This window comes from Pseudacidovorax sp., from assembly GCF_017991995.1.
Lineage (GTDB): Bacteria > Pseudomonadota > Gammaproteobacteria > Burkholderiales > Burkholderiaceae_C > Xenophilus.
Genome location: NZ_JAGOPN010000016.1, coordinates 14,495 through 31,719, shown reverse-complemented (window position 1 = coordinate 31,719; position 17,225 = coordinate 14,495). Strand labels below are relative to the sequence as shown.

At 68.5% G+C, this 17,225-nt stretch carries 18 protein-coding genes and 1 pseudogene; 6 read left to right on the top strand and 13 right to left on the bottom strand.

The genetic code is table 11. The annotated features are described in order from the left end of the window. Nucleotides 1-7 precede the first annotated feature (7 nt). From KBC94_RS20215 to KBC94_RS20205, 3 genes are all read left to right on the top strand, one after another. Nucleotides 8-691, top strand: coding sequence for a Fe2+-dependent dioxygenase (locus tag KBC94_RS20215; protein ID WP_294374232.1), 684 nt, complete (start codon nucleotides 8-10; stop codon nucleotides 689-691). Nucleotides 692-814: 123 nt separating this feature from the next. After that, nucleotides 815-1,078 carry a PepSY domain-containing protein gene (locus KBC94_RS20210; RefSeq protein WP_294374229.1) on the top strand — a complete coding sequence of 88 codons (264 nt, stop codon included), beginning with the start codon at nucleotides 815-817 and terminating at the stop codon, nucleotides 1,076-1,078. Continuing rightward, nucleotides 1,062-1,619: a cytochrome b/b6 domain-containing protein gene (locus KBC94_RS20205; RefSeq protein ID WP_294374226.1), complete on the top strand. Its 558-nt coding sequence runs from the start codon at nucleotides 1,062-1,064 to the stop codon at nucleotides 1,617-1,619. The genes KBC94_RS20210 and KBC94_RS20205 overlap by 17 nt, the downstream gene beginning before the upstream one ends. 27 nt (nucleotides 1,620-1,646) lie before the next feature. On the opposite strand, the gene KBC94_RS20200 is transcribed toward KBC94_RS20205, so the two are convergent. From KBC94_RS20200 to ssuE, 8 genes are all read right to left on the bottom strand, one after another. After that, nucleotides 1,647-1,862 (bottom strand): molybdopterin-binding protein, encoded by a 216-nt coding sequence (locus KBC94_RS20200; RefSeq protein WP_017757916.1) that lies wholly within the window; start codon nucleotides 1,860-1,862, stop codon nucleotides 1,647-1,649. 49 nt (nucleotides 1,863-1,911) lie between these two features. Continuing rightward, nucleotides 1,912-3,207, bottom strand: a complete 1,296-nt coding sequence (locus KBC94_RS20195) for an O-acetylhomoserine aminocarboxypropyltransferase/cysteine synthase family protein (RefSeq protein ID WP_294374222.1) — start codon at nucleotides 3,205-3,207, stop codon at nucleotides 1,912-1,914. 23 nt (nucleotides 3,208-3,230) lie between these two features. Continuing rightward, nucleotides 3,231-4,016 (bottom strand): ATP-binding cassette domain-containing protein, encoded by a 786-nt coding sequence (locus KBC94_RS20190; RefSeq protein WP_294374572.1) that lies wholly within the window; start codon nucleotides 4,014-4,016, stop codon nucleotides 3,231-3,233. 44 nt (nucleotides 4,017-4,060) lie between these two features. Beyond that, nucleotides 4,061-5,035: an aliphatic sulfonate ABC transporter substrate-binding protein gene (locus KBC94_RS20185; RefSeq protein WP_294374217.1), complete on the bottom strand. Its 975-nt coding sequence runs from the start codon at nucleotides 5,033-5,035 to the stop codon at nucleotides 4,061-4,063. A 166-nt stretch (nucleotides 5,036-5,201) separates the two neighbouring features. Next, nucleotides 5,202-6,041: an aliphatic sulfonate ABC transporter permease SsuC gene (gene ssuC, locus KBC94_RS20180; RefSeq protein ID WP_294374214.1), complete on the bottom strand. Its 840-nt coding sequence runs from the start codon at nucleotides 6,039-6,041 to the stop codon at nucleotides 5,202-5,204. A 14-nt stretch (nucleotides 6,042-6,055) separates the two neighbouring features. Continuing rightward, complete coding sequence (ssuD, locus tag KBC94_RS20175; protein WP_294374211.1) at nucleotides 6,056-7,234, bottom strand: FMNH2-dependent alkanesulfonate monooxygenase; 1,179 nt, start codon at nucleotides 7,232-7,234, stop codon at nucleotides 6,056-6,058. A 53-nt stretch (nucleotides 7,235-7,287) separates the two neighbouring features. After that, a complete protein-coding gene (locus KBC94_RS20170; protein WP_294374209.1) occupies nucleotides 7,288-7,566 on the bottom strand; it encodes a hypothetical protein in 279 nt (92 codons plus the stop codon). A 114-nt stretch (nucleotides 7,567-7,680) separates the two neighbouring features. Then, nucleotides 7,681-8,268: an NADPH-dependent FMN reductase gene (gene ssuE / locus KBC94_RS20165; protein ID WP_294374206.1), complete on the bottom strand. Its 588-nt coding sequence runs from the start codon at nucleotides 8,266-8,268 to the stop codon at nucleotides 7,681-7,683. Nucleotides 8,269-8,546: 278 nt separating this feature from the next. Here ssuE and KBC94_RS20160 point away from each other — a divergent pair, with 278 nt between their 5' ends. After that, nucleotides 8,547-10,313 (top strand): 3'-5' exonuclease, encoded by a 1,767-nt coding sequence (locus tag KBC94_RS20160; RefSeq protein WP_294374205.1) that lies wholly within the window; start codon nucleotides 8,547-8,549, stop codon nucleotides 10,311-10,313. A 257-nt stretch (nucleotides 10,314-10,570) separates the two neighbouring features. On the opposite strand, the gene KBC94_RS20155 is transcribed toward KBC94_RS20160, so the two are convergent. The 4 genes and pseudogenes from KBC94_RS20155 to KBC94_RS20140 all read right to left on the bottom strand — a co-directional run bounded on the left by KBC94_RS20155 (nucleotide 10,571) and on the right by KBC94_RS20140 (nucleotide 14,015). Next, on the bottom strand, nucleotides 10,571-12,106 hold the full coding sequence (locus KBC94_RS20155) for a CocE/NonD family hydrolase (protein ID WP_294374202.1): 1,536 nt from the start codon (nucleotides 12,104-12,106) through the stop codon (nucleotides 10,571-10,573). Nucleotides 12,107-12,174: 68 nt separating this feature from the next. After that, nucleotides 12,175-12,261: pseudogene (locus KBC94_RS20150) on the bottom strand (hypothetical protein); the annotation flags it as partial. 15 nt (nucleotides 12,262-12,276) lie between these two features. Further along, nucleotides 12,277-13,050: a cyclase family protein gene (locus KBC94_RS20145; protein ID WP_294374199.1), complete on the bottom strand. Its 774-nt coding sequence runs from the start codon at nucleotides 13,048-13,050 to the stop codon at nucleotides 12,277-12,279. Further along, nucleotides 13,050-14,015 (bottom strand): tripartite tricarboxylate transporter substrate binding protein, encoded by a 966-nt coding sequence (locus KBC94_RS20140; protein ID WP_294374197.1) that lies wholly within the window; start codon nucleotides 14,013-14,015, stop codon nucleotides 13,050-13,052. The genes KBC94_RS20145 and KBC94_RS20140 overlap by 1 nt, the downstream gene beginning before the upstream one ends. Before the next feature lie 238 nt (nucleotides 14,016-14,253). Here KBC94_RS20140 and KBC94_RS20135 point away from each other — a divergent pair, with 238 nt between their 5' ends. Beyond that, a complete protein-coding gene (locus tag KBC94_RS20135) occupies nucleotides 14,254-14,925 on the top strand; it encodes a TetR/AcrR family transcriptional regulator (protein WP_294374194.1) in 672 nt (223 codons plus the stop codon). A gap of 89 nt (nucleotides 14,926-15,014) precedes the next feature. Here the strand turns inward: KBC94_RS20135 and KBC94_RS20130 are convergent, their stop codons facing one another. Then, nucleotides 15,015-16,013 carry a LysR family transcriptional regulator gene (locus KBC94_RS20130; RefSeq protein WP_294374191.1) on the bottom strand — a complete coding sequence of 333 codons (999 nt, stop codon included), beginning with the start codon at nucleotides 16,011-16,013 and terminating at the stop codon, nucleotides 15,015-15,017. A gap of 149 nt (nucleotides 16,014-16,162) precedes the next feature. Here KBC94_RS20130 and KBC94_RS20125 point away from each other — a divergent pair, with 149 nt between their 5' ends. Continuing rightward, the gene (locus KBC94_RS20125) at nucleotides 16,163-17,182 is read left to right on the top strand and encodes a TRAP transporter substrate-binding protein (protein ID WP_294374188.1); all 1,020 of its coding nucleotides are present in this window, start codon (nucleotides 16,163-16,165) and stop codon (nucleotides 17,180-17,182) included. The last annotated feature ends 43 nt before the right edge of the window (nucleotides 17,183-17,225 follow it).

The window sequence follows — 17,225 nt, the reverse complement described above, 5'->3', positions numbered from 1 at the left end:
GCTGCCCATGCTGCTCACCATCGACCAGATCCTTCCCCGCGACAAGGCCCGCGACATGGCGCGGCAGCTGCAGGCGCAGCCCTGGCGCGCCGGGGCCGACACGGCCGGCAGCCTGGCGCGCGAGGTCAAGCACAACGAGCAGCTCGACGAGCGATCGCCGCTGGCCCAGACACTGGGACTGGAGGTGCTGCAGGCCGTCGCTGGGCATCCGCTGTTCGTTTCGGCGGCCCTGCCCCGGCGCATCTTTCCGCCGCGCTTCAACCGCTATGCCGACGGCGGCACCTACGGCGCCCATGTGGACAGCGCGGTGATGCAGCTGCCCGGCACGAGCGACGCCCTGCGCACCGACCTGTCGGCCACCCTCTTCCTGGCCGACGCGCAGGACTACGACGGCGGCGAACTGGAGATCGAGGGCCCCTCGGGCGTGCAGGCCGTCAAGCTCGATGCCGGCGACCTGGTGCTCTACCCCTCCACCAGCCTGCACCGGGTCACACCCGTGACCCGCGGTGCGCGGCTGGCCGCCTTCTTCTGGATCGAGAGCCTGGTGCCCGACCCCACCGACCGCGCGCTGCTGTTCGACCTGGACCAGGCCATCCAGCGGCTCGGCGCCGACCTGCCGGCCGCGGACCGGCGCCTCGTGCAGCTGAGCGGCGTCTACCACAACCTGCTGCGCCGCTGGGCGCTGACATGAGCAGAGGTGCACCCCCGCCATGCCCGCCCGGCCGTGTCGCCGTCATTCACAGCGTCCGGGCCGTCGCGCAAGCGATTGCGCGCCGCGATCTCCTTCAAACCCCACAAGCAAGGCCTTCCCACCATGATCCGCCACCTTCTCGCTCCCGTCCTGCTCTGCGCCGCCGGTGCCGTTTTTGCCCACGGCAATGTGCAGTGCCCCGCCTCGCCCAAGGCCGAATGGAAGCCTCACACCGACCTGCAGGCCAAGCTCGTCAAGGAGGGCTGGACCGTGCGCCGCATGGAGATGACGCCCACCTGCTACGAGGTCTACGGCAAGGACCCGCAGGGCAAGCGCGTCGAAGCCTTCTTCGACCCGAAGACGCTGGAACGTGTCGAAGAGAAGTGAGGCCGCGCCGCAGACCCGCGTGTGGAGCCGCAGCGTGCGGCTGCTCCACCTGGGCCTGATCGCATCGGTCACCGTGGCCTGGGTCTTCCGCGAAGACCTCGGCCCGGCGCACGAGGTGGCGGGCTATGTGGCACTGGCGGCCGCGGCGCTGCGCAGCGGCATTGGCCTGGCCGGACGCGGATATGCGCGCTTCGGGCAGTTCGTGCGATCGCGCGCGGCCACGCTCGGCTATGCACGGCAGGTGCTGCGCGGCACCGCACCCCGCTACATCGGCCACAACCCGCTGGGTGGCTGGATGGTGCTCGCCCTGCTGGGCTGCATCGGCCTGCTGGGTGCGAGCGGCTGGCTCTACACCACCGACCTGTTCTGGGGCTACGGCTGGCTGGCGTGGCTGCATGCCGCGCTGGGCTGGACGCTGCTGGCGCTCGTCGCGCTGCATGTGGGCGGCGTGGTCTTCACCAGCATCGCGCATCGCGAGAACCTGGTGAAGGCCATGCTCACCGGCCGCAAGGCGCCGCCGGGCCCCGGCGACGTGGACTGAACACCGGCGCGACGAGGCACCGCGCCGTCACAGCTTGGCGATCGACACCTCGGTCGACTTCACCAGCGCCACCACGTCCGAGCCGACGCGCAACTGCAGCTCGTCCACCGAGCGGGTGGTGATGACGGAGGTGACGATGCCCCAGGGCGTCTCGACATCGACCTCGGAGACGACGTCGCCGCGGATGATCTCGCGGACCTTGCCCTTGAACTGGTTGCGCACATTGATGGCCTGGATGGACATGGATAGCTCCTTGTGGATGGGTGACAGAAGACGATGAAGAAGGAAGGGCTCAGCGGCTCGCTGCCGCCAGGGCCTGGTCGAGATCGGCGCGCAGGTCGTCGATGTGCTCGATGCCGATGGACAGGCGCACCGTGTCCTCGGTGACGCCGGCACGGGCCAGTTCGTCGGGCGAGAGCTGGCGGTGCGTGGTGGAAGCCGGATGCGTGGCCAGCGAGCGCACGTCGCCGATGTTCACGAGCCGGGTGAAGAGCTGCAGCGCGTCGAGGAAGCGCTCGCCGCCCGCACGGCCGCCCTGGATGCCGAAGGTGAGCACGCCGCTGGCACGGCCGCCCAGGTACTTCTGCGCCAGCGCATGGTCGGGGTGGTCCTCCAGCGCGGCGTAGTTGACCCACTTGACCGCCGGATGGGCCTTCAGGTGCCGGGCCACGGCCAGTGAATTGCTGCTGATGCGGTCCAGCCGCAGCGCCAGCGTCTCGATGCCCTGCAGGATCTGGAAGGCGTTGAAGGGCGAGATGGCCGCGCCCGTGTTGCGCAGCGGCACCACGCGCGCCCGGCCGATGTAGGCCGCGGGGCCCAGGGCCTCGGTGTAGACCACGCCGTGATAGCTCGGGTCGGGCTCGTTCAGCCGGCGGAAGCGCTGCTTGTGCTCGGCCCACGGGAACTTGCCCGAGTCGACGATGGCCCCGCCGATGCTGGTGCCGTGGCCGCCCAGGTACTTGGTGAGTGAATGCACCACGATGTCGGCGCCATGCTCGATGGGCCGGCTGAGATAGGGCGAAGGCACCGTGTTGTCCACGATCAGCGGCACGCCATGACGGTGGGCGATGGCGGCCACGGCGGCGATGTCCGTCACGTTGCCGGCCGGGTTGCCCAGCGACTCCACGAAGACGGCCTTGGTGCGCTCGTCGATCAGCGCCTCGAAGCTGCCCGGATCGCGGTGGTCCGCGAAGCGCGTGGTGATGCCGAACTGCGGCAGCGTGTGCGCGAACAGGTTGTAGGTGCCGCCGTAGAGGGCCGTGCTGCTGACGATGTTGTCGCCCGCCTCGGCGATGGTCTGGATGGCATAGGTGACGGCGGCCTGGCCCGAGGCCAGCGCCAGCGCCGCAATGCCGCCCTCGAGCGCCGCCACGCGCTGCTCCAGCACATCCTGCGTCGGGTTGTTGATGCGGGTGTAGATGTGGCCCGGCACCTTCAGGTCGAACAGGTCGGCGCCATGCTGGGCCGAGTCGAAGGCATAGGCCACCGTCTGGTAGATGGGCGGCGCCACGGCATGCGTCGTGGGGTCGGGCCGGTAGCCGGCGTGGACCGACAGGGTTTCGAACTTCCAGTCCTTGGCTTGGGTCATGGCGGGTCTCCGTGGAAAAAGGATCAGATGGCCCAGCGCAACGCATGGGCGGGCGTCTGCGCCAGCGGGTCGTTGGCGGCGGGCGGCCGCGACTCGTCCGCGGGCTTCTGCAGCACGCGGTCGAGGATGCGTTTCTCCAGCGCGGCGAAGGCGGCCTCGCCCTGGGCGCGCGGGCGCGGCAGGTCGACGCGCACGTCCAGCGCAATGCGGCCGTCCTCGATCAGGATCACGCGGTCGGCCAGGGCCACGGCCTCCTGCACGTCGTGCGTGACCAGCAGCGCGGTGAAGCGGTGGCGCTGCCACAGGCGCTCGATCAGGCGGTGCATCTCGATGCGCGTGAGCGCGTCGAGCGCACCCAGTGGCTCGTCGAGCAGCAACAGCCGCGGGTGATGCACCAGCGCACGCGCGAGGGCGACGCGCTGGCGCTGGCCGCCCGACAGGCGCGCGGGCCATTCGTCGGCCCGCTCGGCCAGCCCCACCTGGGCCAGCACTTCGCGGCCCCGCTCGTGCGCGCCGGCGGGCAGGCCCAGCGTCACGTTGTCGAGCACGCGCTTCCAGGGCAGCAGCCGCGCCTCCTGGAACATGATGCGGGTGTCGTCATGCAGTCCGCGGATCGGCCGGCCGTCGATGCCGAGCTGGCCCGAACTGAGCGACTCCAGCCCTGCCACCAGGCGCAGCAGCGTGCTCTTGCCGCAGCCGCTGCGGCCGACGATGGCCACGAACTCGCCCGGCGCCACATGCAGCTGCAACTGGTGCAGCACCTCACGCTCGCCGTAGCGCTTGCCCAGGCCCTGCGCGTCCAATGCCACGCCAGCCGGGGCGGTGACGGCCTCTTCCCGATTCGGTACAGCGCTCACGACGCGGCTCCCGGTTTGAACAGGTCGACGTCCAGCGCATCGACGCGCCGCGGCAGCAGCTTCTCCGCCAGGAAGGCATCGGCGATGCGCTGTTGCTCGCCCAGGCGCTCGCGGGTGACGACGCGCACCGCATAGCTGCGGCGGCCGTTGGCCTGCTCGACCACCGCGGCATCCAGGCCCCAGAAGGGCGCGAGCAGGGCCGCCGCCTCCTTGGGCTGGGCCTTGACCCAGCGGCCGGTCTTTTCGAGTTCGGCGTACAGCACCGACAGCGCCTCGGGCCGCGCCCGTGCGAATCGTGTGCTGGCCAGGTAGTAGCGCTGGTACGAGGCCAGCCCCGTGCCATCGGCCAGCACGCGCGCCCCCGACTGGATCTGCGCGGCAGAGAGGAACGGGTCCCACACCACCCAGGCATCGATGGCGCCGCGCTCGAAGGCCGCTCGGCCATCGGCCGGCGTAAGGTAGGCCGGCTCGATGTCCTTGAAGCCCAGGCCGGCCTTGGCCAGCGCCGCCAGCAGCAGGTAGTGCACGCCGGCCGCCTTGGCAAAGCCGACCCGCTTGCCACGCAGGTCGGCCACCGTGCGCAACGGCGAATCGCTGCGCACCACGATGGCCTGTGCGGCGGGCGACGGCGCCTCCTGCGCCAGAAAAGTGAGCTGAGCCCCGGCGGCCTGCGCGAAGACAGGCACCGTGTCGGCCACATCGGCGCTTACGTCCACGTTGTCGAGGTTCAGCGCCTCCAGCAGCGGCAGTCCGCTGGTGAACTCATGCCAGGTCGGCTTGAGCCCCAGCGGCGCGAAGGCCCGCTCCAGCGTGCCCTGAAGCCGAAGCACGGCAATGAGGGTGGAGGACTTCTGGTAGCCGATGCGCACGGCCTGCGGCGCGGCGCCGCCCTGCGCGAGCGCGGGACCGGCGGCTAGAGCGCCGAGGAGGCTCAAGGCGGTGCGGCGTTGAATGAAGAGATCAGAGTTCATGAAGAGGGTGCAACAGCAAGAGATCTATCGCCGGCCCGGCGTCCCATCAAAGGACGCCGAAGGCCGCGGAGCCGGCCAGGCGGGAGCGCCCGCGGAACTGGCTCTGCCAGGCCGCCAGGCGCGCCCCCCGCAGGGGGGTTGGCGAAGCGCGCAGCCTGGGGGGAATTCATTGATACCCCGGGTGCCAGCGCAGCCACCATCTTTCGAGGCCGCGCGCAAGCAGGTCCGCCAGCTTGCCCAGCAGCGCATAGAGCAGGATGCCCACCAGCACGACGTCCGTCTGCAGAAACTCCCGCGCGTTCATCGTGAGGTAGCCGATGCCGGCCTGGGCCGAGATGGTCTCGGCCACGATCAGGATCACCCACATCAGCCCCAGCGAGAAGCGCAGCCCGACCAGGATGGAGGACAGGGCGCCCGGCAGGATCACCTGCCGGTACAGCTGCCAGCGCGACAGGCCATAGGTGCGCCCCATCTCGATCAACTGCGGATCGACGTTGCGGATGCCGTGGAAGGTGTTGAGGTAGATCGGAAAGAACACCGCCACGCTGATGAGGAACAGCTTGGCCGATTCGTCGATGCCGAACCACAGGATCACCAGCGGAATGAGCGCCAGCGCCGGAATGTTGCGCACCATCTGGATGGTGGAATCGAGCAGCGTCTCGAAGAAGCGCACCGAGCCCGTGAGCAGGCCCAGCGCCAGCCCCAGCCCGCCACCGACGGCCAGTCCCGCCAGCGCGCGGCCGGCGCTCACCTTCACATGGGTCCACAGCTCGCCCGAGACGGTGAGCTGCCAGGCAGCGCGCAGGACGTCCACGGGCGCTGGAAGTACGCGCGAGGAGAGCCACCCCAGCGACGAGGCCGCCTGCCACAGCACCACCAGCAGCACGGGCACGACCCAGGGCAGCAGGCGCTGGCCGAGGCCGGCGAGAAAGATGCGAAGACCGCCGGGCCCGGCGGACGGCGACAGCACGGGAGGTGCCGGCAATGCTTGTGCTTGTTGGGTCATGGGCGTCTTTCTGCTCAGCCCTGCGCACGCAGCCGCGAGGGCGCATCGACATTGGCGACCACCTCGCCCAATGGCCCGCCGGCCCGTGCGCCCTCCCCCACGCGGGCCTGCACATCGCGCGGCAGCAGCGGGAACACCAGCTCGGCGAAGCGATAGGCCTCCTCAAGGTGCGGATAGCCCGAGAAGATGAAGGCATCGATGCCCAGGTCGGCGTACTCGCGGATGCGCGCGGCCACCTGCTGCGGATTGCCCACCAGCGCGGTGCCTGCGCCACTGCGCACCAAGCCCACGCCCGCCCACAGGTTGGGGCTGATCTCCAGGGCCTCGCGGCTGCGGTTGGCGCCGCGGCCATGCAGCGCGGCCATGCGGCGCTGGCCTTCGGAATCCATGCGGCCCAGTGCCTCCTGGGCCTTGGCGATGGTGGCGTCGTCCACCCGGCTGATGAGCGCATCGGCGGCCTGCCAGGCCTCGTCCTCGGTCTCGCGCACGATCACGTGCAGGCGGATGCCGAACTCGACCTGGCGGCCGTGACGTTCGGCCCGCGCCCGCACATCGGCCAGCTTGCGCGCCACCTCCGCGGGCGGTTCGCCCCAGCTGAGGTAGCGCTCGACCTGCTCGGCGGCGAGTTCATGCGCCGCCTCGGACGAGCCGCCGAACCATACCGGCGGATGCGGCCGCTGCACGGGCGGAAACACCAGTCGAGCCCCCTTGACCTGCACATAGCGACCATCGAAGTCGAAGGCCTCGCCGCCATGGCTGCGTGCCACGATCTCGCGCCACACGCGGATGAATTCGGCCGACTGCCCATAGCGCTCGGCATGGTCCAGGAAGACGCCGTCGGCCTCCAGCTCGGCCCGGTCGCCGCCGGTGACCAGATTGATCAGAAGGCGCCCGCCGCTAAGGCGGTCGAAGGTCGCGGCCATGCGCGCCGCCAGCGAGGGCTGGTGCAACCCGGGACGCACCGCCACCAGGAACTTGAGCCGGCGCGTGGCGCCGATCAGGCTCGACGCGACCACCCACGGGTCTTCGCAGGAGCGGCCAGTGGGAATCAGCACGCCTTCATAACCGAGCGAATCGGCCGCGCCCGCAATCTGCTGCAGGTAGGCGAGATCGACCCGCCGCGCGCCCTCGGTGCTGCCGAGATAGCGGCTGTCGCCATGGGTGGGAAGGAACCAGAACAGCTGGAGGCTCATGGGAGGAAGTCGGTGATGGGTCGTGGGCACACAGGCGGACGAGGCGGCGCCCGTCACCAGGAATGCGCGAGCAAGGCCGCGGGCACGAGCCGCACGCGCCGGGGCTTGCCGGCGCCCGCAGCGCTGCGCAGACGCTGGAGTGCATTCAGCGCGCCGGGCCTGGCACCCGCGACAGGCCCCCGGGCCGTCTGTGCGTCGGCCAGGCGTACGCCCCAGGCCAGGGCGGTGACGCCGATGATGCGAAGGGCGGTCTGCGAGAGCGCGCGATGGCGGTCTTGCAACAGGGGATGGATCGGCTCGGCGTCGGCGCGCCGCAGGGCAGGAAGGCTCATGGCGATCTCGTCGTTGGATGGCGTGCGACAGCCCAGGCCGCCAGCGGCAGCCATCGCACGAGAGCAATGGGAGGGGAAGAAAGGCAGGACGGCGACGGCGCCGCCCGAGTGGCGTCACACGCTACATCGCACGCTGCTGAAGGCCACCGGCGCGAAGCCGCGCTGCGGCGGCAGGTTCAGCCCTTCGGCGGCCAGCGTCTGCACGGCCTCGGCCAGGCGTGCATCCAGCTCTTCCTGCAGGTGGTAGGCGCCCTCGGGCACCAGCGTCACCTGCGCATCGCTGGCATACACGCCGGGCAGGATGTGCCGGGCGCCCAGCGACTGCAGCACGGGCCGCAGCGCGTAGTCGAGCGCCAGCATGTGGTGCGGACTGCCGCCCGTGGCCAGCGGCAGCACCGTCTTGCCCTTGAGCGCCGTCTGCGGCAGCAGGTCCAGAAAGGTCTTGAGCAGGCCGCTGTAGGCGGCCTTGTAGACCGGCGTGGCCACCACGATGGCCGGCGCCTCGGCCAGCGCGGCCACGGCCTGCGCGATCGCCGGTGCCGACACATCGGCCGCCAGCAGCGATACGGCGGGCAGGTCGCGCACCTGCAGCAGCCGCGCCTCCACATCGCGCTGCGCGAGCCGGTCGGCCACGGCAAGCAGCAAGGCGGTGGAACGGGAAGGTGCCGAAGGGCTGCCGGCGATGAGGAGGACGGGAGGCATGGGCATCGGGACCAGGGCATCGCGGCTGGCGCGGCGCCATCGGTCAGTGGCGGGGGTTAGCTGTCGATGGCATCGATTCTGGTGAGAGGTCCTGCTGCTGCGAACGACCGTCTTCGCAGGTGGTCATGCGGAAAACGAGTAAGGCATGCTCTTCCAGCACGACTTCGACCCACCGAATGCCCGGCCCGAGGGCGACCGGCCTGCCGTATCCTCGACGGCATGGAGCATAGACAGATGTGGCCGTACTGATCCCTGCCATAGGCGCCTGCGCCGGGCGCATGACCGCTGGCGAGCGCCGCTTGGCCGAGCGCCTGGAGCAGAAGCTCGACGACGACTACCTACTTTGGTACGACGTGCCCGTCGGCCCCAAGCAGACGCATCCGGATTTCGTGGTGATCCATCCGCGCCGGGGCATCCTGATCCTCGAAACCAAGGACTGGCGCATCGATACCGTGCAGGAGGCGAACCGCCAGGCTTGGACGCTGCTCGTGGATGGCCGGCCCAAGGTCGTTGCCAACCCTGCACTGCAGGCGCGCCACTGCGCCATCCAGGTCGTCCATGCGCTGGAGCGCGATCCTCAGCTCGTGCATGCCGATGGACCGCACGCCGGCAAGTTGGCCTTTCCGTGGGGCAGCGGCGTGGTCTTCACCAACATCACGCGCAAGCAGTTCGAGCAGTCGGGCTTGGACCAGACCATCGATGCGCATCTGGTGATATGCAAGGACGAGATGCTCGAATCCGCTGAGCCGGAGGCTCTACAGAAGCGCTTGTGGGACATGTTTCCGCACAGCTTCGGCCATGCAATGTCGATGCCGCAGCTCGACCGCGTCCGCTGGATCATGTTCCCGGAAGTGCGGGTGCCCGTGCAGGGCAGTCTGCTGCCGGCCGACTCGGAAGAACTGCCAGACATCATGCGGGTCATGGATCTGCAGCAGGAGCAGTTGGCCCGCAGCCTGGGCGAGGGCCACCGGGTGATCCATGGCGTGGCCGGCTCTGGCAAGACCATGATCCTGGGCTACCGCGCCGAGCATTTAGCCCAGGCGCCCTCGGCCAAGCCCATCCTCGTTCTTTGCTACAACGAGCCGCTGGCCGTCAAGCTGGCGGCCCTATTCGCACTCAAGGGCCTGGAGCACCGGGTGCACGTGCGCAACTTCCACCGATGGTGCCGCCAGCAGCTCGTCGCCTATGGGCAGCCCGTGCCCGCGCAGGGACACGACATGTTCGACCGCATGGTGGATTTCGTGATCCGCGGTGTGGAGCGCCACCAGATTCCGCCGGCCCAGTACCAGGCCGTCATGATCGACGAAGGCCACGACTTCCGGCCCGAGTGGTTCAAGCTTGTCGCGCAGATGGTGGACCCCGATACCAACAGCCTGCTGGTGCTATACGACAGCGCGCAGAACATCTACGGCAAGAGCAAGGCACGCGGCTTCAGCTTCAAGAGCGTGGGCATTCAAGCGGCGGGGCGCACGACCATCCTCAAGATCAACTACCGCAACACCCGGCAGATCCTGCAGACCGCCAACCGCGTCGCGGCAGATTTTCTTCAGCCCGATGCGCAGGACGACGACGGCGTGCCCCTGGTGCAACCCATCAGCTGCGGGCGCGACGGACAACCGTCCTTGATCGTGCGGCTGCCGTCACCGCGCGACGAGCCAGGCAAGATCGCCGAACTGCTGGCCGCCGCACATGAAGAAGGGCACGCTTGGGGCGACATGGCCATCCTGTGCCGTGATCACGAGGCCATGGACCAGTGCGACCGAGCACTATGGCAGCGCAAACTCCCGCACCGGGTGCGCCGCCGCTCCGGCGACTTCGACCCACTGGCCGACAGCATCAAGGTAATGACCATGCATGCCAGCAAGGGGCTGGAGTTTCCGGTGGTCGCCGTTGCGGGCGTCGGCCGCATGCCACGGGAGGGGGAGGACGTGGCTGCGGAGGCCCGCCTGTTCTATGTGGCAGCGACGCGGGCGACGCAGAAGCTGGTGGTGACGGTGGCGGGGGATGGAGAGTTTGGACGGTCGTTGGCGGGAGAAGGAGGCTAGGAAGACGACCAGCCTTGGCATTGGCTCGCGCACCAGCAATCATCTGCAGACTAGAACGGGCGCCGAGTGCAGAAGTCGCGGATTACCCAGCTGACCGTATGTTGGCCGCGAACACAGATCTCACACACACGCTGCACTGGCTGGAAGAGGAGATCCGGCGACACGGGTGTGTTGCGTTGTACTGAGGGCGAGCATTCACTGAAATCCGCGTACGCGGCCTCGTGCATGCCAGACTATTCAGGTCTTTTCGTTATTCTTCAGCACACCGCCGGAACAAGCGGCAGCATCAGATGCGAGTCATACCGCCCACCGGTCAACAGCGTGTTCTCCCCGTGGAAGATCGCGGCCGGCCGGTCGCTGCGGTCCGTGTGCAGGAAGGGCCCCGATCCCTTGCGCGGCCCTGTGGCGCCCTCCCGCTCGAAGTCCTGCGCATCCACGCGCACTGCCAGTCGGTAGCCCGCGGGCAGCACGATGGAGGTGGGCCAGATCTCCACCTCCACGCGGTAGTCGGTGCCGGGCACCATGGGCTCGGCCTCGGTGTGCGTGTGGAAGGGCCGGCCCGGTCGTGACCGGGCCGGGTCCGTCCGGCGGTGCGACACCCGCAGCCAGCCTTGCGCCACCGGCACCTGCGGATCGGTCGCGCCGCGGAACAGCACCTCCTGGCCGTCCGGCGCATAGGCGCGCAGGGTCACGAACAGGTCCATGTCGGTGCAGGTGGCGCGCACCCACAGCACCAGCGACACCGGCCCGGTGAACTCGCTGGCCACGGCCATCGGCGCGCTGGTGAACTGCACACCGCTCCCCGGCGCCCGGTAGCTTGTCTCCGCCGCAGTCGCGACGGGGGCCGCAGACAACGTAAGCGTCTGTGCGTCCAGGTAAAGCGGCGTCCACTGCGTACGTGCCAGCGGCCATTCGTTCTCGGCCCGCTGCTCGAAGTGGTCAGGATGCCGCACCTCCAGCAGCAGGGGCGGCTGCGCGTCCCAGCCGTTGGCCTCGCCCTTGAGGAAGTGGTCGAAGAAGCGCTTCTGCATCTGCACGTACTGCGGCAGGTAGAAGGACTCCCAGTGCGTCCCGCCGTGCATCTGCAGCCACTTCTGCCGAGAGCCGGCGCCCAGGAAGCCCTCGACGTTGCCGCGCAGGTGCAGGCCCATGCCGCCCCAGTTGCCGGCCGACAGCAGCGGCACCTCGATGTCTGCCAGCCGCGCCGTGCGGGCGCGGTACCAGTCGTCCTCGAAGGGATGCGAGCGGAACTCCTCGATCACGTCGACGCGGTTGGCCTCGACCTGCTCGCGGCTGAGCAACGCGCCGGTCATCTGCATCTCGGTCTCGCGGTCGACGAAGGGGCTGGCCGCATGGCCGTTCTGAACCGACAGGATCTGCTTGGGGAACCAGAACTCGAAGAAGAAGTTGCCGAAGATACCGCCATGGTGGCTGGCGTCGCGGTATAGGTCGCTGGCGCCTTCCCACGGGCACATGGCGGCCAGGTGTGACGGCCGCAGCGCGGCCACCTGCCATTGGTTCATGGCGTAGTACGAGATGCCCAGCAGGCCGACCTTGCCGCTGCACCAGGGCTGGGTGCCCACCCATTCGATGCACTCGGCATAGTCGCGTGTTTCCTGTGGCGACCAGACCCAGAGCTTGCCGGGCGACTCGCCCGCGCCCCGGCTGTCCACCACCACCAGGGCATAGCCCCAGGGCACCCAGCGCTCCGGGTCGGCCACCTCCCAGCGCAGATAGCGGCCGGTGCTGCCTTCGGTGTCCAGGCCCGGTAGAGCCGCTTGAGCTCGTCCCACTGCGGCTTGAAGCCATCCTCGAAATGCAGGTCCTTGCCATAGGGACCGTGCGTCATGAGCACGGGCACCGGCGCCCCGCCCTCCGGACGGAACACGTTGGCCTTGAGTTCAGTGCCGTCCTGCAGACGGATGCTGACGTTCTTCTCGACGATCATCGCGGGCCGGTCTCCTCACTGAAACAGCGCCACGGCGCGGGTCCAGCCGGCCGAGCCGCCACGGACCTTGGCCGGAAAGCAGGACACGAAGAAGCCATCGGGCGGCAAGGCCTCGAGGTTGTGCAGCTTCTCGAGGTGGCAATAGCCGATGTCGCGGCCGGCTTTGTCGCCTTCCCAGATGATGGCCGCATCGCCGTCCCGCCGGTAGCGCTCGGCGGTGTACTCGAAGGGCGCGTCCCAGCTCCAGGCATCGGTGCCGGTCACGCGGATGCCGCGCTCCAGCAGATACATGGTGGCCGCATAGCCCATGCCGCAGCCCGCCTGCACGAAGTCGGGCTGGCCGTAGCGGCTGCCCGCGCGGGTGTTGATCATCACGATCTCCAGCGGCTGCAGCGTGTGGCCGATCCGGTCCAGCTCGGCCTGCACGTCGCCGGGCTGGACGATGTAGCCGTCCTCGAAATGCCTGAAGTCCAGCTTCACGCCGGGCTGCATGCACCATTCCAGCGGCACTTGGTCGATGGTGATCGCGGGCTCGCCCTGGTTCATGGTCGATGCGAAGTGCCAGGGCGCATCCAGGTGCGTGCCGTTGTGGGTGCTGAGTTCGACCTTCTCCACCGCCCAGGCCTCGCCATCGGGCAGGTCCCCGGGCCTGAGGCCGGGAAAGAACTGCGACAGCCTGCTGAAGCTCTGCTGGTGGTCCATGTAATGGATCCGCGGCGCGAAGGCCGGCGGGTCGGAGATGACGTCGTTCTCCAGGTAGATGGAGAGGTCCACGATGCGCTTGAACATCAGGCGTCCATTTCGATGCCGAGGGGCGGAAGGATGCGCTGGTAGCGCGCGTATTCCTGCTGCAGGTAGGCCTTGAAGCGCTCCGGCGGCATGCCCGACACCTGGTTGCCGAAGGCCACCATCTTCGACTTGAACTCGGCATCGGCCAGGGTCTTGGCGACGCCGTCGTACAGCGCGGCGAGCACGTCGGGCGGCATCCGCGGTGGGGCGAGCATGCCGATCCACGCGGGCACATCGATCTCGGGCATGCCCAGCTCCGCGAAGGTGGGCACGTTGGGCAGCGTGTCGGCACGCTGCGCACCGGTGATGGCCAGCGCCTTGATCTTGCGCGCCTCGATGTACTGCATCACCGACGACGGCGCGATGAAGGACACGTCGACCACGCCGCTGATCAGGTCCGTGAGCGGCGTGCCCTTGTAGGGCACATGGATGAGCTCGATGCCGGCCTGTTTGGCGAAGAGTGCGCCCACCACGTGGGTGGTGTTGCCGTTGCCCGCCGAGGCGTAGCTGAACCTGCCCGGCTGCTTCTTGGCGGCCGCGACGAAGTCGGCCACGCTGTTGAAGGGGCCGTCGGCCCGGTGCAGCAGGGCGAAGCCGTAGGTGGAATACACCATCGTCAGCGGCGTGAAGCCATCGATGGGGTGGTAGGGCAGCTTCCTCATCAGCACGCCATTGGTCAGGTGCCCGCCGGTGGTCCACAGCACGACGGAGCCGTCGGGCCGGGCCCGCGACACCTCGGCCGCCCCGATGGTGGTGGCCGCGCCGGGCTTGTTGTCGACAAGGCAGGTCCGGCCCGTGACCTTCTGGTAGCTGTCGGCAAAGATGCGGGTCATGCCGTCGAGGGCGCCGCCTGCCGGGAAGGGCATCACGATCCTCAGCATGTCCGGCAGGTTTGACCCAGCCTGCGTCATCGGCACCGCCAGGCCGGCGGCCAGGCCGGCAAGGGCCTCTCTTCGGTTCAGCATCGCTTGTCTCCTTCTGGGCGCCTACGGCGCGTGGGTCCGGTCCCGCAGCCATCGGCCGGCCGCGCCAGTCTAGGCGATTCAAACGCCTGTTTCAATCAAATGTTTTCAGTGGCGTGAATCACGTCCGACGATGACTTCTCTTCCGCCGGCCGCACGCGGTGCTGAGGCAGAATCGCCGCGGCCTGCACGCCGCATCCGCTGGCTTGACGGGGCACCCCAGACCACCACGACCACGCCCATGGCAGCACCCCGCAGCCTTCCGCCCGACAGGATCACCCGGCAGAAGATCATCGATTCGGCGCTCAAGCTGTACGCACAGAACGGCATCGATGGCGTGCCGGTGCGCGCATTGACCACCGATGCGGGCGTGAATGTCGCCGCGGTGCACTACCACTTCGGCAGCACCGAGGCCCTGGCGGAGGCGGTGTTCGGCGAACTCTCCGAGCGCCTCAATGCGCAGCGGGTGATGGCGCTCGAAGCCATCACGGCGGGTGCGGCCCAGGCCGCGCGCAAGCCCGCGGTGAGCGCGATCGTGCGAGCCTTCGTCGCCCCCTATGTTGGACCGGAGGCATCGACCGAGGGCCGGCTGCTTGCCCAGCTGATCCTCAAGCATCGGCTGTCGCCCTCGCCCATGACCGAGCGCGTGGTGGGCAAGCATTTCGATCCCATGGCCAAGAAGTTCGTGGCGGCGCTGTTGCAGGCCCTGCCCGAGGTTCCACCCGGCGTCATGGCGATGCGCTACATGCTGATGGTCAGCACCGTCGTCCTGTCGCTCAGCGACCGTGGCCGCGCGCAGCGCCTGCAACGCCTTGCAGGCAAGAAGGCCGCGAGCGAAGACCTGCAGACCATGGAAGCCGCGCTGGTGGACTTCATCGTGGGCGGCCTGCGGGCGCCGGTGTCAGGACCTTAAGGCTCCGGGCAGTCCGCGGCAATGACCACTTCGGCGCGCGCAGGTGCCGGGGCTGGCGAGCTCCCGTCCAACTGCTAGGGAGGCGTGCCTCAGCCAGTCGCCGTGCGGTCCGGGTCCGAGGCCGGCGTCGTCTCGGCCTGTCGGTTGGCCATGTGTCGGATCACGTCCATGAAGGCCAGCACCGCCGTGCTGGGCGGCTCGCCCTGCAGCGTGATCAGGCCGAAGTCGGGCATGCGGTTGGGGAGATCCGCGGCGATGCGCGTGAGCAGCCCACGCCGCACGTACTTGTCCACCAGGGCGGCGGGCTGCAGCGACAGCATCGTGGTGCTCTGCATCAACTCCAGGGCGAAGAGGAAGGACGGCGTCTCCACGATGCCCGAGGTGAGCGAGAGGCCCGTGCTGCTGAAGATGTCGTCCGACACCCGGCGCAGCGCCGTGGAGGGCGGATAGAGGATCCACGGCCAGTTCGACAGCTCCCTCAGCGAGGGCGCGTTCGGTCCGCGCAACGGATGGTGTACCCCTGCGGTGATCTGCAGCGTCTCGCCGCTCAGGTTCTCGTAGCGGAACTGGTCGCGATGGGCCTCGTCGGTGAAGCGGCCGATCATCACGTCGATCTTGCGTTCGGCCAGCCACACGATCAGCTGGTCGCTGCTCTGTTCCAGCACCTTCACCACCAGCAGTGGCCGCAGGCGCTGCAGTTCGGCCACCGCCGCGATCAGCAGGTGTGCCGCGGAGCCCGAGATGGCGCCGATCGTCAGATGGCCATGGCCGCCCTGCTTCAGGGTGCTGAACTCGTCCACGAACCTGCGGTGGCCGTCCAGCGCGGAATGCGCATAACGCAGGGTGAACAGGCCCAGTTCATTCGGCTGCATGCCGCGTGGCAGGCGATCGAACAGTCGCGCCTCCAGCATCTCTTCGATGTCCACCAGCACCTTGGTGGCGGCCGGTTGTGTGATGTACATCTGCTCGGCCGTCAGCCGCAGATTGCGCGTCTTGCCAAGAATGTCGAGGAACTGCAAATGCCGGAAACGAAGACGAGAGACTTGCGCCAGCAGCGTGGATTTACCGGGCGTCGGGTCTGGACTCATCAGCATTTGGAATGGATGCTAGCGAAAAAGTCAGTGGACCGGCAGGTGGCCGTCACCTAGCCTTCGGGTGCGTCGAGTACGGCTCCACAGAGGGCCGGCGCATCGCGGCAAGGTCGCCGCGCCCCTGCATATTCCATTCTGGAGACATCATGAAGATCAGATCACTGGGCCTGGCGACTGTGCTGCTGGCCGCACTGGCCGGCTCTGCCTTTGCGCAGATCAAGGAGCACGTATTCAAGATCGGCACCGGCCTCAGCGAAGACCATCCGCAGGCCCTGGCCCTCAAGCATTTCGCCGACCGGCTGGCGGCCAAGAGCGGCGGCAAGCTGACGGCGCGGGTCTACGCCAGCGGATCGCTGGGCAACGACCTCAGCATGACCTCAGCCCTGCGCGGCGGCACGCTGGAGATGACGATCCCCGACAGCTCCACGCTGGTGTCGCTGGTCAAGCCCTTCGGCGTGCTGAACCTGCCCATGACCTTCAACAACGAGAAGGAAGCCGACGCGGTGCTGGACGGCCCCTTCGGCCAGAAACTGCTGGCCAAGCTGCCAGAGAAGGGCCTGATTGGCCTGGGCTTCTGGGAGAACGGCTTCCGCCATGTCACCAACTCGCGCCGGCCGGTCCAGCGTGCCGAGGACCTGAGCGGCCTGAAGCTGCGCGTCATCCAGAGCCCCCTGTTCCTCGAAACCTTCAATGCACTGGGCGCCAATGCCACGCCCATGCCCTTCACCGAGCTGTACACGGCGATGGAGCAGGCGGCCGTCGATGGCCAGGAGAACCCGCCGGCCACCATCCTGGCCAGCAAGTTCTACGAAGTGCAGAAGCACCTGGTGCTGTCGCGGCACATGTACAGCGCCTGGGTGCTGCTGATGTCCAAGAAGACCTGGGACGGCCTGTCGCCCGAGGAGCAGAAGATCGTGCAGGACGCGGCGCAGGAAGCCACGCTGTATGAGCGCAAGACCATCCGCGCCTTCTCCGACACGGCCCTGGCCGACCTGAAGAAGGCCGGCATGCAGATCACCGAATTGCCGCCGGCCGAGCAGGCCAAGATGCGCAGCAAGCTGCAGCCGGTGCTGGCCAAGTTCAGCAAGGAATACGGCGAGGACACCACCGCCGAGATGAACGGCGAACTTGCCAAGGTGCGCGGCAGCACCACGGACAGCAAGTAAGTTCCTCGGGCAAGTCTGCCCCGCGGGAAGGAGGCGGCCATGC

Excerpts from the sequence above, each read along its gene's own strand:
- KBC94_RS20215 (WP_294374232.1), top strand. The coding sequence starts at position 8 with ATGCTGCTCACCATCGACCAGATCCTTCCCCGCGACAAGGCCCGCGAC.
- KBC94_RS20145 (WP_294374199.1), bottom strand. The coding sequence starts at position 13,050 with ATGTTCAAGCGCATCGTGGACCTCTCCATCTACCTGGAGAACGACGTC.
- KBC94_RS20140 (WP_294374197.1), bottom strand. The coding sequence starts at position 14,015 with ATGCTGAACCGAAGAGAGGCCCTTGCCGGCCTGGCCGCCGGCCTGGCG.
- KBC94_RS20185 (WP_294374217.1), bottom strand. The coding sequence starts at position 5,035 with ATGAACTCTGATCTCTTCATTCAACGCCGCACCGCCTTGAGCCTCCTC.
- ssuD (WP_294374211.1), bottom strand. The coding sequence starts at position 7,234 with ATGAGCCTCCAGCTGTTCTGGTTCCTTCCCACCCATGGCGACAGCCGC.
- KBC94_RS20135 (WP_294374194.1), top strand. The coding sequence starts at position 14,254 with ATGGCAGCACCCCGCAGCCTTCCGCCCGACAGGATCACCCGGCAGAAG.
- KBC94_RS20200 (WP_017757916.1), bottom strand. The coding sequence starts at position 1,862 with ATGTCCATCCAGGCCATCAATGTGCGCAACCAGTTCAAGGGCAAGGTC.
- KBC94_RS20170 (WP_294374209.1), bottom strand. The coding sequence starts at position 7,566 with ATGAGCCTTCCTGCCCTGCGGCGCGCCGACGCCGAGCCGATCCATCCC.
- KBC94_RS20125 (WP_294374188.1), top strand. The coding sequence starts at position 16,163 with ATGAAGATCAGATCACTGGGCCTGGCGACTGTGCTGCTGGCCGCACTG.
- ssuC (WP_294374214.1), bottom strand. The coding sequence starts at position 6,041 with ATGACCCAACAAGCACAAGCATTGCCGGCACCTCCCGTGCTGTCGCCG.
- ssuE (WP_294374206.1), bottom strand. The coding sequence starts at position 8,268 with ATGCCTCCCGTCCTCCTCATCGCCGGCAGCCCTTCGGCACCTTCCCGT.
- KBC94_RS20130 (WP_294374191.1), bottom strand. The coding sequence starts at position 16,013 with ATGAGTCCAGACCCGACGCCCGGTAAATCCACGCTGCTGGCGCAAGTC.
- KBC94_RS20210 (WP_294374229.1), top strand. The coding sequence starts at position 815 with ATGATCCGCCACCTTCTCGCTCCCGTCCTGCTCTGCGCCGCCGGTGCC.
- KBC94_RS20160 (WP_294374205.1), top strand. The coding sequence starts at position 8,547 with ATGACCGCTGGCGAGCGCCGCTTGGCCGAGCGCCTGGAGCAGAAGCTC.
- KBC94_RS20195 (WP_294374222.1), bottom strand. The coding sequence starts at position 3,207 with ATGACCCAAGCCAAGGACTGGAAGTTCGAAACCCTGTCGGTCCACGCC.